Raw genomic sequence first — 13,505 nt, 5'->3', positions numbered from 1 at the left:
CTCGCCTGTCATGAGCCTTCCCGTCATCCCCCGGCAACGCGCGGTGCTGGACCGTCGCCGGCTGGCCGGCGCGATCGCCGATGCCGTGGAGGAAACGGGTGCGCAAGCCGCGCGCATGGCGATCGTCGCGCTGCTCAGGGATGCTCTGGCGAGCGGCCGCGCGGAACTGGCATCGCGGCTGGAGGTCAAGCCCAATGCCGGCCACGCCATCGCCCATGGTCATGCCTTCCTCGTGGATCAGTTGATCCGCGTGATCCACGATCACGTGGTGGAAGACGTCTACCCGGTCGCCAACCGCAGCACCGGCGAACGCATCGCGCTGATGGCGGTGGGCGGATACGGACGCGGCGAGATGGCGCCGCATTCCGATATCGACATCGCCTTCATCACGCCGGGCAAGCCGACGTCCTGGTGCGAGCAGGTGATCGAGGCGATGCTCTATTACCTCTGGGATCTGGGCCTGACGGTCGGGCATTCGAGCCGCTCGCTCGACGAGGTCAGCCGGATGGCTAGGGAAGACATCACCATCCGTACCGCGCTGCTGGAGGGGCGATTCCTGTGGGGAGATCAGGACGTCTACGATGCCGCCGCCGCGCGCTTCTGGAACGAGGTGGTGCCCGGCACCGAAAGCGAATTCGTCGCCGCCAAGCTGGCCGAACGCGATGCCCGGCACAAGCGGATGGGCGATTCGCGCTATGTCGTCGAGCCGAACATCAAGGACGGAAAGGGCGGTCTGCGCGACCTTCACACGCTCTACTGGATCGGCAAGTACCTGCACCGCGTTCGCAATGCCCGCGAGTTGATCGAGAAGGGTCTTTTCACCGAGAAGGAATACCGCACCTTTCGCCGGGCCGAAGGTTTCCTGCTGGCGGTGCGCGCGCATCTGCACACCATCGCGGGCCGCGCCGAGGACCGGCTGACCTTCGACATGCAGCGCGAGGTGGCGGACCGCATGAACTACGCCGAACGCCCGGGGAAAAGTCCCGTGGAGCGGTTCATGCAGTTCTATTTCCTGCAGGCCAAGCATGTCGGACACCTGACGGGGGTGTTCCTCGCCCATCTGGAGGAGGAGACGACCGAGCGCAGCGTCATCGCCGAACTGTTTTCCTCGCTGAAGCCCGCCCGCCGGATCGAGGGCTATCCGGTCGAAGGCGGCAAGATCGCCGCGCCGGAAGACGACTGGTTCCGGCACGACCCCGTGCGCCTGCTGGAAATCTTCGCGATCGCCGAGCGCGAGGGGCTGGAGGTGCACCCCGGAACCATCCGCATGGCGCGCCGCGACGCCGCGCTGATCGACGGCGCAGTGCGCCGCGACGAACGGGCCAACGCGCTGTTCCTGCAAGTCCTTGCCGGGCGTCGCGATCCCGAGACCGTACTGCGCTGGATGAACGAGGCCGGCGTGTTCGGCCGCTTCCTGCCCGATTTCGGCAAGGTCAACGCGCAGATGCAGTTCGACATGTACCACCATTACACTGTCGACGAGCACACCATCCGCGCCATCGGCCTGCTGGGCCGGATCGAACGCGGGGAGCTGCAGGAGGATCATCCGCTTGCCACCGGCCTGGCGCGCAACATCAAGTATCGCACCGCGCTGTTCGTCGCGGTTCTGCTCCATGACATCGCCAAGGGGCGCGGCGGGGATCATTCCATCCTGGGTGCGGAGGTGGCGCTGCGCGTCTGCCCGCGTCTCGGGCTCGACCGCAACGAAACCGAACTTGTGAGCTGGCTGGTGCGCTATCACCTGCTGATGAGCGCGACCGCGTTCAAGCGCGACCTGTCCGACCCCAAGACCATCGCCGATTTCGTGGGGGAGGTACAGGGGCTGGAGCGGTTGCGGTTGCTCACCATCCTCACCATCGTCGACATCCGCGCGGTCGGCCCCGGCGTGTGGAACAGCTGGAAGCGGCAGCTGCTGGCCGAACTTTACGACAACGCGGTCGAGCGGCTCCGCCTCGGCCACAAGGCTCGTGGCCGGGAGGCGCGGGTCGCAGCCAAGAAAGACGCCGTACGCACCCTGCTGGGCGGCCGAGCCGCGATGGTGGACGAAACGGCCGACCGGTTCGACGATGCCTACTGGATCGCCGAGCCGGAAGACGTCATCGCGATCAACCTGCCGCATTATTGCGCCGCGCGGGATCGGGGCGACAAACTTTCGATCCATACCGAATACTATCAGGCCCTCGGTGCGACGCTCGTCACGGTAATCGCCGACGACCATCCCGGCCTGTTCTTCCGTATCGCCGGCGCCATCAACCTGGCCGGCGGCAACATCATAGATGCGCGTATCCATACCGGGCGGATGGGCACGGCGGTCGATAATTTCCTGGTACAGGATCCGCTGGGCAAGCCGTTCCGCGAACCCGCGCAGCTCGATCGGCTTCAGAAGAGTATCGAGGATTCGCTAGCCGGGCGCATCGACATGGTGCCGAGCCTCGCCCGGCGCCCGCTACCGCGGACGCGTGCCGAACATTTCAGCGTCAGTCCGCTGATCGTGTTCGACAACGCGGCGTCCAACCGCTTCACCGTGATCGAGGTCAACGCGACCGACCGGCCCGCGCTGCTCAATCGCCTGACGCGGGCGATGTTCGAACAGAGCCTGATCGTCAATTCCGCGCATATCACGCAATACGGGGAACGCGCGGTCGATACCTTCTACGTGACCGATCTGCTGGGCGACAAGCTGTTGAGCGAGGCGAGGCAGGACCGGGTCGAGGCGGCGTTGCTGGAAGCCATCGCCGCCGGAACGCCCGCGCAGGCCTCCCGCAAGGGGAAGGACGCGGGCATGGGCACGGACAGGCAGGCCGAACCCGCCGGCTGATTCCATCAACTCCGGCGCATCCGGTCGTAGAGCTGACGCAGGGTCGGCTTCTGCCCGGAGGCGAGCAGGCTGTTGCGGAAGAGCCGACCGAGCAGGACGAATTCAGCCGCGACGAACGCCGCCAGAACCAGTCCGGCCCCGATCAGCTCCCACGTTTCGATCCCCGTACCCAGCCGGGCAAGGACGGCGAAGGGCGTCCATAGCGGCACCCAGGTCAAGATCTGGACCGCGATCCCCTCGTTGCCCAGCAGCACTGCCTGGATGAGGAAGAAGATCGGCAGCATGATCGCCAGGATGACGGGCATCAGGTAGCCCTGCGCATCGCTCATCGAATCGGCCATCGCGCCGATGGCGAGGAAGATGATCGACACCGCGACATAGCCTGCGAGGAAGAAATAGAGGATCGCCAGGATGATGCCGGGCGAGGCGAGCGGTTCGAGCGCGGGCCGGATGAACTGCGCCACCGTTCCCTGCGCCCAGAACACCGCCACCCCGGCGCACACGACCCAGACGGCGAGCATCGACAGTCCCACCGCGATGGTGCCGAACAGTTTACCGTGCATCAGCTCCTCGGGCCGGATGCAGGCGAGCAGCGATTCGATCAGCTTGTTGGAGCGTTCCTCGACGCTTGATTGCAGCATCCAGCTGCCGGACAGCATCAGCGCCATCATCAGGATATAGGCCAGCGCCAGCGGCACGATGGAACGCACCAGCACCGCCTCGCGCGCACCCCCGCCGGGTGGCGGAGTGGAAACGGCTATGGCGGGTGCCGCGGTGTTCACCGCGCCGGCGGCATCCGCGCTCATTCCCTGGTCGGTCATCATCCGCGTACGCAGGTCGCCCGTCAGCACATCCTGCAAGGTTGTAACGAAGCTCGTGCGCGGCTCGTCATTGGCGATGACCTGCACGACCGGAATGCGCGGATAGTCCTCCCCGATCACGACCACCGCGTCGGGCGCGTCGTCGCTGTCGGCGTCCATCAGCTCGCGCGCGGCATCCTCCAGGTCTTCGGGATCGGCCGCGGCCAGGTCGGCGGGGGGGGAGACGAACTCGTATGCCGGTTGCGGCGGATCGTAGTCGGGCGTTCCCTCGGGCTTGACCCTGTCGATGGCGGCCAGCGCCGTGTCCAGCCCGCCCGCCTGCCGGAACGCGGCGACGTCGGCATCGGTGTACCAGCGATCGAACTGCGCCCACAGAGCATCGGGGTCGGCATCCTCCAGCTCGTACCTGCGCACGTAGCGGGACAGGTCGGACAGGACGTAACGGTCCTCGTCGAGCGCGAAGCGCCGTTCGATGGCCTGCGCGGTATCGCCGCCGCTCCGGTCGTAGAGAATGACCTGCTGCGCCTCGTCATCGCCGAGATACTCTCCGATGATCGGCCCCAGCGACAGGGCCACCGGCAGCAGCAGCAAGGTGAGCCAGAAGCTCTTCATCGAGGTGATCTGGCGAAATTCGCGCTTCGCGACGAGCAGGACGTTCTTCATCGCTCGATCTCCTCGTCGCCGACCAGCCGCACGAACACTTCGTGCAGACTCGGCTGGGCCTCGTCGAACCGGCGCAGGGGAACGGAGCGAGCGGTGCACGCTTCCAGCACGTCGCCGGCGTTGCGGCCCGGTTCCAGTACCAGGTCGTAATGGTGCCAGCCCTCGTGCGCGGGTTCATCACGCCGTGTCGCCTTCGCGACCCCCTCGACCTGTTCGATCCCGGGTTTCGCGATCGTCTCGATCCGGCCCGGAAGCTGCGCGCGCGCCTCGGCCAGCGTTCCCTCGAACCGCTTGGAGCCGCGCTTTAACAGGAGCAGGCGATCGCACAGACGCTCGGCATGCTGCATGACGTGGGTGGAGAAGATCACCGCCGCACCTTCGCGGCTGGCGCGCAGAATCTCCTCTTCCAGCAAACCCTGATTGACCGGGTCGAGGCCGGAAAACGGTTCGTCCAGCAACAGCAACGGCGGCCTGTTGACGAGCGCGGTGGCCAGCTGCACCTTCTGCGCCATGCCCTTCGACATGTCGCCGATCTTCGACGTGGCGCGGTCCGCCAGATCGAACCGGCCGAGCAATTCCATCCCGTATTCGCGCGCCGGCCTGGCGTCCATGTCCTTCAACCGCGCGAAATAGACGATGGTGTCGATGGCGCTCATCTTGGAGTAGAGGCCGCGTTCTTCCGGGAGGAAGCCGATGGAGGACGCGTTGCGGTGGTCGGGGGCCTGCCCCATCACCTCGATGCGGCCAGACGTCGGGCGGATGATGTCGAGCACCATGCGCAGCGTCGTGGTCTTCCCCGCGCCGTTGCCGCCCAGAAAGCCGAAGATCTCTCCCGGCGCGACGCTGAAGGTCAGGTCGTCCACAGCCAACACGTCGCCGAAACGCTTGGTCAGTTCATGCGTCGCCAGGATCGGCGCCATCGGCAAGATTCCCCCGTTTGTCGTCCCGCCGCAACCGCTAGCCGGTTCAGCGCACGCGCGAAACCCGCAAATATCCGCTGCGCCCGTCGAAGCGCATCTCGTAAGCGCCGCTCCAGTGGCGGGTTATGGTTGCCACCCACCCGTCGCGCACGCGGTTGCGCATGGTCGACCCGTTGATTTCGCGCCAGAGCTGGCCGTTGCTGAGGACGATGACATTGTTGCGCCGCGAATCGGTCAGCACCTCGGCCACGGTGGCGGTGACGGCGGCTTCCTCCTTTGCGCGGGACGTATCCTCGGAAGGCCGGAAGCCGAATTCCTCGCGCGCGCGTTCTGCGGCCCGCTCCTGCGCCTCGGCCACTTCGGCGCGGTTGCGCGCATAGGTGGCATCGAAGCAGGCGAGGCGCTGAACATCGTCCGCCATCGCGGCGCACCGGGCGAAGGGATCCTCCTCCTGCGCGGCGACGGGCCGGGACAGGGCGGCGAGGGCCAGGACGGGCAGCAGGACGAGACGACTGGGCATCGCTCATCAAAGGCAGCGCGGCCGCCCTGCGTCAATCCCTATTCCCGCGCACCGAACAGCGCCGTGCCCACGCGCACATGCGTGGCGCCAAGCTGGACGGCGACGGGGTAGTCCCCGCTCATCCCCATGCTGAGGCCGGCCAGGCCGTTATCCTCGGCCAGCTTCGCGAGCAGCGCGAAATAGGGCGCCGGCTCGATTTCGGCAGGCGGAACGCACATCAGTCCGGCCAACGGGATATCGGCGTCCCGCGACTGCTTCAGCAGATCGGGAAGATCGGCGATGGCACAGCCACCTTTCTGCTCCTCCTCGCCGATATCGACCTGAACGAAGCACGGCACCTGCCGCCCGGCCTTGTCGAACGCCCTGGCGAGCGCCTTCACCAGGCTCGGCCGATCGAGCGAATGGATGCAGTCGAACAGCGCCGCGGCGTCGTCTGCCTTGTTCGACTGGAGCTGACCGACGCAGTGCAGTTCGATCCCGTCATACCGCTCTTGCAAGGGCGGCCACTTGCCCTGCGCCTCCTGCACCCGGTTTTCGCCGAAGACGCGGTGGCCGGCATCGAGCAGCGGGGTGATCGTGGCGGCATCGTGCATCTTGCTGACGGCGATCAGCGTGATGTCGGCGGATTCGCGCCGGGCGATCCTGCACGCCTTCGCGATCTCGGTGTTCACGGTATCGAGGCGGTCGCTGGCACTGTCGGTCATGGACGCGCTATAGCGGGCGCATGGCGTCAGACCAGCCCCTCCCCCGCCTCTGGCTGCTGTCGGACGCGCGCAACGACGCCTTGCTGGAGCAGGCGCTCGCCCGCCTGCCGCGCGGCAGCGGCTTCGTTTTTCGCCACTACCACCTCGCGCCGGGGGCGCGGCTGGCGCGGTTTCGTCGCCTGGCGCGCCTGTGCCGGTCGCACGGCCACCTGACGGTCCTCGCGGACAGTACGCTGACGGCGCGCGAATGGGGCGCGGACGGCGTCTACGGCTCGCCGCGCAGCCTTGCGCCCCGCCGCCGCGGCCTGCTGGCAATAGCGACCGTCCACGACATCGGCGAGATCGCGCAGGCCAACCGCGTCCGGGCGGATGCGGTCATGCTCTCCCCCGTGTTTCCGACCCGGTCCCACGCCGGGACCATACCTATCGGTCCGCTGCGCTTCCGCCTGCTGGCGCGCCGCGCGCAGATGCCGGTCATCGCGCTCGGCGGCATGACCGCGGCCGCTTCACGACGTCTCGGCTGGCCGCGCTGGGCAGCCATAGACGGTTTGTCCGTCGGTCATTGACCAACGAGTCCCGCTGTGGGAATCTGGCGGCAGGGACGTTTTCGCCAAGGGGATACGCAATGGCCACGCGGGCCGCATCGCAGGCGCCGGACTGGCGCGCCGCTTTCCGGCGGTCGCTGGCGCGCGCGCTGCAACTGACCGGCGCGAGCGTGCTGTTCGCCTTCACCGTCTTTCTCGCCATCGCGTTGATGAGCTATTCGCAGACCGACCCCTCGCTCTCCACCGCGGCTGGCGACGTGGTCGACAACTGGATGGGCAGGCCGGGCGCGCTGGTGGCGGACCTGGCGCTGGGCGCCTTCGGCCTCGTCGCAATCCTGTTTCTTCCGCTCACCTACGTCTTCGCGCGCAAGCTGTGGCGGGATGCGGACGCGGACGAGCACTGGGGCGGCGCGTGGTGGCGCGCGACAGGGCTGATGCTGCTGGCGATGGCGCTGCTGGCCACCGTGTTTTCGCTCGTCACCACGGCGCGCAACTGGAGCTTGCCGGCCGGCACCGGCGGCCTGGCGGGGTTGCTCGGGGAAGACGCCATCGTGGCGCTTTCCGGCCTGCTGCCCGAACCGGCGCGGTTCTGGGCGATCCTGGGCGGCGGCATCGCCTGCCTGATCGCGGGCGCGATCGCCGCGGGCCGCGTGTTCGCACTCGACTGGGCAGGGCTGCTGACGCTCCCGCGCTGGGCGACGCATCTGCCCAGCTTCGGCAAGCCATCCAATCCCTACAGGGAGGAGGCGAAGGGCAAGACCCGCCGCAGCCGCGCCCGGCCCGTGCCCGATGTCGACGGCGATGACGGCGACGACGCTTTGGAGCGCCGCGCGGTCGAGATCACCGACCCCGCCGCGCCGCCGCGCCGCGCGAAACCCTCGCCCAGGACGCAGCAGAAGGACATGTTCGCCGATTTCGAGCTGCCTTCGGTCGATCTGCTGGCGGAACCGTCTGCCAACACCGCCCCGCCGCTCGACAAGCTGGCGCTCGAGCGCAATGCCCGCCTGCTCGAGACGGTGCTCGACGATTTCAACGTCAAGGGCGAGATTGTGGCCGTCAAGACCGGCCCCGTCGTCACCATGTACGAACTGGAACCGGCCCCCGGCATCAAGGCCAGCCGCGTCATCGGCCTGGCCGAGGACATCGCCCGCAACATGAGCGCGATCAGCGCCCGCGTCGCGCCTATTCCCGGCAAGACGGTGATGGGCATCGAACTGCCCAACGCCGACCGCCAGACCGTGTCGTTCCGCGAACTGGTGGAAAGCGAGGCCTTCGTCGATGCCAAGGGCAACCTGCCGATCATCCTGGGCAAGGGGATCGCGGGCGAGCCGGTCGTGGCCGATCTCGCCGCCATGCCGCACCTGCTGGTCGCGGGCACGACCGGATCGGGCAAGTCGGTCGGGCTCAACGCCATCCTGCTGTCGCTGCTCTACCGCTTCACCCCCGCCGAGTGCCGCCTGATCCTCATCGATCCCAAGGTGCTGGAACTGAAGAGCTACGACGACATCCCGCATCTGCTCGCCCCGGTGGTGACGGAACCGCACAAGTCGGTCCGCAGCCTGAAATGGGCTGTCGAGGAGATGGAGAAGCGCTATCGCATGATGAGCGAGATTGGCGCGCGCAACCTGTCGGGCTTCAACGAACGCGTGTCCGCCGCCGCCGCGAAGGGCAAGCCGCTCAAGCGCACCGTGCAGACGGGCTACGATCCCGAAACGGGCGAACCGCTGATCGAGGAGGAACAGCTCGATTACGAGGTGCTGCCGCAGATCGTGCTGATCGTCGACGAGCTGGCCGACCTGATGGTCACGGTGGGCAAGGAGATCGAGGTGCTGATCCAGCGCCTGTCGCAGAAATCGCGCGCCGCCGGCATTCACCTCATCATGGCCACGCAGCGTCCGTCGGTCGACGTCATCACCGGCGTCATCAAGGCGAACCTGCCGACCCGCATCAGCTTCTCCGTCACCAGTCGCATCGATTCGCGCACGATCATCGGGGAGCAGGGTGCCGAGCAGCTGCTGGGCAAGGGCGACATGCTGCACAAGCCCAGCACCGGGGCGCTGAAGCGCGTCCACGGCCCCTTCGTCTCGGACGAGGAGGTGGAGCGCGTGGCCGAACACTGGCGCTCGCAGGGAGAGCCGGCCTACGTCGATTCCGTCACCGAGGAACCCGAGGATGGCGGCTTCGGCTTCGACGACGAGATGACCGCGTCGGACAATCCGGAAGAACGCAAGTATCACCAGGCGATCCAGATCGTGTGCGAGAACCAGAAAGCCTCCGGTTCGTGGCTGCAACGCCAGATGGGCATCGGCTACAACACCGCCGCCAAGCTGATCGAGCGGATGGAGGAAGACGGCATCGTCGGCCCCGCGAACCACGTCGGTCGCCGCGACATCTACCGCGATCGCGACGGGAATCCGCTGTAGGTGCCGGTGGTGGAAGGGGGCAGGACGACGCGCAATCGCAAACCTCTCGCCACCGTCGGCTGGCGCGAGCTGGTCGATCTGCCGGACCTCGGCCTCCACGCCATTCCGGCCAAGATCGACACCGGCGCGCGCACCTCCTCGCTCCATGCGACGATCCTCGAGCAGTACGAGCGCGGCGGGGAAAGCTATGTCCGCTTCGCCGTCGATTTCGCGCGGCAGCACGTGCGGCAGGTGTGCGAGGCCGTGCAGGTGGACTGGCGCGGCATCACCAGTTCCAACGGCAAGACGCAGCGACGCATGATCATCAAGACCCCGCTGACCATCGGCGCGCAGACCTTCCGCGCCGAGATCAGCCTGGCGGATCGGTCGGACATGAAATTCCCGATGCTGATCGGACGATCTTCGCTAAGACGGCGCTTCACCGTCGATTCGGGCCATTCCTGGCTGCAGACGCCCGGGCGCGACCCGGTGGAAGGCCACAAGCCATGAGGATACCTCGATGAAGATCGCCATGCTGGCGCGCAATCCGAACCTGTATTCGCATCAGCGGCTGGTGGAGGCGGCCGGGGAGCGCGGTCACACGCTCGATATCCTCAACACCACGCGCTGCATCGTGAACATCGCCAGTCACCGACCGACGCTGACCTATAACGGGGAGACGGTGAAGGGCTACGAGGCGGTGATTCCGCGCATCGGCGCCTCGATCACCAATTACGGGCTTGCCGTGCTGCGCCAGTTCGAGATGGGCGGGGTCTGGCCGCTCAACGAGAGCGTCGCCATCGGGCGCAGCCGCGACAAGCTGCGAAGCATGCAGATTCTGGCGAAATACGGCCTCGGCCTGCCGCTGACCGCCTATGCCAACGATCCCAAGCAGGCGGAGGAGATCATCCGCGCGGTGAACGGACCGCCGGTGGTGATAAAGCTGCTGGAAGGCACGCAGGGCATCGGCGTGGTGCTGGCCGAGACGATGAGCAGCGCCAAATCGGTGATCGAGGCGTTCCGCGGCGCGAACGTGAACATCCTCGTACAGGAATTCATCAAGGAAGCGGGCGGCACCGACATCCGCGCGCTGGTGGTCGGCGGCAAGGTGGTCGCGGCGATGAAGCGCACCGGCGCCGCGGACGATTTCCGCTCCAACCTGCACCGGGGCGGTAGCGCGCAGGTCATCAAGATCACGCCCGAGGAACGCAGCACCGCCGTGCGCGCGGCCAAGCACATGGGTTTGAACGTGTGCGGCGTGGACATGCTGCGCTCGAACCACGGGCCGGTCATCATGGAAGTCAACTCCTCCCCCGGGCTCGAGGGGATCGAGAAGGCGACCGGCAAGGACGTTGCCGGCACGATCGTCGATTACATCCTCGCCAACGCCAAGCAGGGCAAGACGAAGACGCGCGGCAAGGGTTGAACCGACGCCGCGCGCGGGACCGTCATCGAGACGCCGCCGTTCCGGATCGTGCCATCGCCAACGCCCGCGCCAGCACCTCGGCTACCTCGTCCGCCCGCCGCGGCAGGAGATCCTGGCGCACCTCGATCTCCAGATAGGGCAAGTCCCGCGGATAGGCGTGGCGCGGCACGGTGTAGTCGGTTTCGTCCATGACGTAGGGCTGGTTGTCGGCCACCGTCCAGTCCTTCTCGCGCGTCAGCCGGTCCAGCACCGCAAGCGCGAAATCGTCCCGGTGGCCGTCGTGCAGCACGCCGAAATGATAGTCGCGGCGGCGCCCCTGCCAGACGGGGGTGAAGCTGTGGACCGAGATCAGCACGCTCGCCAGCCCTGCCGCTTCCCGCTTGTCGAGCAGATGCTCGATGGCGGCATGATAGGGTTCGAACACCGCGTCGATCCGTGCCTGCCGCTGCCCCGGCGTGAGGCGGACATTGCCCGGAACGCCGGTGCCGTCGCTCGTCTCCACCACCGCTTCCGGGTGGTCGGGGTAGCGGTTGCAGTCGATCACCAGCCGCGAATAGGCCTGCGCCACGAACGGGGCATCCAGCCGCCTGGCCAACGCGAGGCCGAGCGCCGCCGATCCGATGTCGACGGCGATGTGCCGCGCCCGATCCGCTTGCGATACGCCCAGATCGCCGAGTGCCGCCGGGATCGCATCACCCGCATGGTCGCCCACCAGCACGAAGGGGCCGGGCGACAGCGCGTTCCCGGTCAATTCCACGCATGCTGGATCGTTAGGCCCCAGTAGATCGTTCACAGGTCGAGCTTTTTCCCAAATCGTCAGTATCTTGCCAATGCCTACCGTATCGATCGATCACATCACCCGCTACCGCTACCGCGACAAGGTCGCGTTCGGCGAGCACCGGATCATGACGCGCCCGCGCGAGAGTTACGACCAGCGCGTCCTGTCCGCCTCGCTCGACATCGATCCGGAGCCTTCGACGCTGCGCTGGATTCAGGACGTGTTCGGCAACGCCGTCGCCATCGCCACCTTCGCCGACCGGTCGGACCGGCTCGACGTGCGCGCCACGGCCGAGGTCGAGCATCTGCCCACTCCCGAGAGCGACATCGCGGTGGAGGAGTATGCGCGGCATTATCCGTTCACCTACGCGGCCGAGGACATGCCCGACCTGCTGCGCTCGATCGAGCGGCGCTACGACGACCGCGATCGGCGGGTGGATGGCTGGGCGAGGCGGTTCATCCATCCCAACGACGGCGACACGCTGGCGATGCTGCGCGACATCACGCAGACCATCAGGCGCGACTTCGACTACAACCGGCGCGACGAGAAGGGCATCCAGTCGCCGCTCGTCACTTTGCGCAACGGGTCGGGCACCTGCCGCGACTTCGCCATGCTGATGATGGAGGCGGTGCGCGCGCTGGGCTTCGCCGCCCGGTTCGTATCGGGTTACATCTACGATCCGGACGAGCGCACCCACCGCGTCGGCGGACATTCGACCCATGCCTGGGTGCGCGTCTTCCTGCCCGGATCGGGCTGGATCGAGTTCGACCCGACCAACGGGATCGTCGGCAACGATTCGCTGATCCGCGTCGCGGTCGCCCGCGATCCGGCGCATGTCACGCCGCTATCGGGCACCTGGCGCGGCAGGCGCGGAAGCCAGATCGACATGAACGTCGAAGTCCGCCTGGAACACATGGCGACGAACACTGCCCAACCCCGTTTCGATGACAACACCACCGCCGGGAAGGAACCCATCCAGTGCTGATACGGACAGGATACGACATCGAGTTCGCGACCGAGCAGCCGGTCCACATGCTGGCGCTGCTGCATATCCGGCCCGAACGGCGCAAGGATCTCGTGACGCCGGAGGAGCTGCGCACCGATCCCCCGGTGAAGATCGAAACCTACAACGATCCGTTCGGCAACGTCGTCTCCCGCTTTACCGTCCCCGAAGGCGGCATCCGGCTGACCAACGACTTCATCGTCCGTGACAGCGGCAAGCCCGATCCGGTGGTCCGCGACGCCAGGCAGGTACCGGTCGACAAGCTGCCGAACGACGTCCTGCCGTTCCTGCTGGAATCGCGGTATTGCGAAGTCGGCCGGTTGGCGGACGAGGCCTTTGCCGCGATCGAGGGCAAGGCTACCGGCTGGGCGCGGGCGCAGGCGCTGGTGGATCTGGCGCATGACCGCATAACATTCGATTACATGAAGGCTGATCGCCATCGCACCGCACGCGGCGCGTGGGACGAGGAGTTCGGCGTGTGCCGCGATTTCGCCCATCTCGCCATAGCGCTGTGCCGGGCGGTCAACATTCCCGCCCGCTACGCCACGGGCTATCTGGGAGATATCGGGATCGATCCGTTCGACGATCCGATGGATTTCTCCGCCTGGATGGAGGTCTATCTCGACGGGCGCTGGTACACCTTCGACGCACGGCACAACCGTCCGCGGATCGGGCGCATCGTCATGGCCTACGGTCGCGACGCGACGGACGCCGCGATCACCACCGCCTTCGGGCAGACCCGGCTCAAGCGGTTCGATATCCACACCGACGAGGTTGCGGATAACGACCTCTCGAAACCGCCGGAGGAAACCGCGATCCCGCAGCATGAAGGGTGCCAGGGTTGAGCAGGGCGCTCGCCGTTCTGGCCGCCCCCTCCGCGCTTGCGATGAACTGGTATCACTTGT

General features: G+C 66.9%; 12 protein-coding genes. 7 read left to right on the top strand and 5 right to left on the bottom strand.

Going from position 1 to position 13,505, the window contains the following annotated elements; all coding sequences use genetic code 11:
- Positions 1-10 precede the first annotated feature (10 nt).
- Complete coding sequence (locus tag EG799_RS08160) at positions 11-2,818, top strand: [protein-PII] uridylyltransferase (protein WP_123880205.1); 2,808 nt, start codon at positions 11-13, stop codon at positions 2,816-2,818.
- A gap of 5 nt (positions 2,819-2,823) precedes the next feature.
- Here the strand turns inward: EG799_RS08160 and EG799_RS08155 are convergent, their stop codons facing one another.
- The 4 genes from EG799_RS08155 to EG799_RS08140 are packed head-to-tail and all read right to left on the bottom strand — an operon-like array spanning position 2,824 to position 6,446.
- On the bottom strand, positions 2,824-4,302 hold the full coding sequence (locus EG799_RS08155; RefSeq protein ID WP_123880203.1) for an ABC transporter permease: 1,479 nt from the start codon (positions 4,300-4,302) through the stop codon (positions 2,824-2,826).
- On the bottom strand, positions 4,299-5,222 hold the full coding sequence (locus tag EG799_RS08150) for an ABC transporter ATP-binding protein (protein ID WP_123880201.1): 924 nt from the start codon (positions 5,220-5,222) through the stop codon (positions 4,299-4,301). Before EG799_RS08150 ends, EG799_RS08155 begins: the two co-directional genes overlap by 4 nt.
- Before the next feature lie 46 nt (positions 5,223-5,268).
- Positions 5,269-5,742, bottom strand: coding sequence for a hypothetical protein (locus EG799_RS08145; RefSeq protein ID WP_123880199.1), 474 nt, complete (start codon positions 5,740-5,742; stop codon positions 5,269-5,271).
- 38 nt (positions 5,743-5,780) lie between these two features.
- Positions 5,781-6,446: a YggS family pyridoxal phosphate-dependent enzyme gene (locus EG799_RS08140; protein ID WP_123880197.1), complete on the bottom strand. Its 666-nt coding sequence runs from the start codon at positions 6,444-6,446 to the stop codon at positions 5,781-5,783.
- 20 nt (positions 6,447-6,466) lie between these two features.
- Between EG799_RS08140 and EG799_RS08135 the strand changes: the two genes are divergently transcribed.
- The 4 genes from EG799_RS08135 to rimK are packed head-to-tail and all read left to right on the top strand — an operon-like array spanning position 6,467 to position 10,819.
- On the top strand, positions 6,467-7,012 hold the full coding sequence (locus tag EG799_RS08135; protein WP_123880195.1) for a thiamine phosphate synthase: 546 nt from the start codon (positions 6,467-6,469) through the stop codon (positions 7,010-7,012).
- 59 nt (positions 7,013-7,071) lie between these two features.
- Positions 7,072-9,414, top strand: coding sequence for an FtsK/SpoIIIE family DNA translocase (locus EG799_RS08130; RefSeq protein WP_123880193.1), 2,343 nt, complete (start codon positions 7,072-7,074; stop codon positions 9,412-9,414).
- A 9-nt stretch (positions 9,415-9,423) separates the two neighbouring features.
- Positions 9,424-9,903: an ATP-dependent zinc protease family protein gene (locus EG799_RS08125; RefSeq protein ID WP_123880191.1), complete on the top strand. Its 480-nt coding sequence runs from the start codon at positions 9,424-9,426 to the stop codon at positions 9,901-9,903.
- A gap of 10 nt (positions 9,904-9,913) precedes the next feature.
- Positions 9,914-10,819: a 30S ribosomal protein S6--L-glutamate ligase gene (rimK, locus tag EG799_RS08120; RefSeq protein ID WP_123880189.1), complete on the top strand. Its 906-nt coding sequence runs from the start codon at positions 9,914-9,916 to the stop codon at positions 10,817-10,819.
- A gap of 22 nt (positions 10,820-10,841) precedes the next feature.
- Here rimK and EG799_RS08115 read toward each other — a convergent pair whose 3' ends face one another.
- Positions 10,842-11,612, bottom strand: a complete 771-nt coding sequence (locus EG799_RS08115; protein ID WP_199798276.1) for an N-formylglutamate amidohydrolase — start codon at positions 11,610-11,612, stop codon at positions 10,842-10,844.
- Positions 11,613-11,649: 37 nt separating this feature from the next.
- Between EG799_RS08115 and EG799_RS08110 the strand changes: the two genes are divergently transcribed.
- The gene (locus tag EG799_RS08110; protein ID WP_123880185.1) at positions 11,650-12,582 is read left to right on the top strand and encodes a transglutaminase family protein; all 933 of its coding nucleotides are present in this window, start codon (positions 11,650-11,652) and stop codon (positions 12,580-12,582) included.
- Entirely contained in the window at positions 12,576-13,445 is an 870-nt protein-coding gene (locus EG799_RS08105; RefSeq protein WP_123880183.1) for a transglutaminase-like domain-containing protein, read from the top strand. The genes EG799_RS08110 and EG799_RS08105 overlap by 7 nt, the downstream gene beginning before the upstream one ends.
- Positions 13,446-13,505 lie beyond the last annotated feature (60 nt).

The organism is Aurantiacibacter spongiae (genome assembly GCF_003815535.1).
GTDB lineage: Bacteria > Pseudomonadota > Alphaproteobacteria > Sphingomonadales > Sphingomonadaceae > Alteraurantiacibacter > Alteraurantiacibacter spongiae.
The sequence above is the reverse complement of the archived record's forward strand: the minus strand, read 5'-3'. Positions and strand labels throughout refer to the sequence as shown.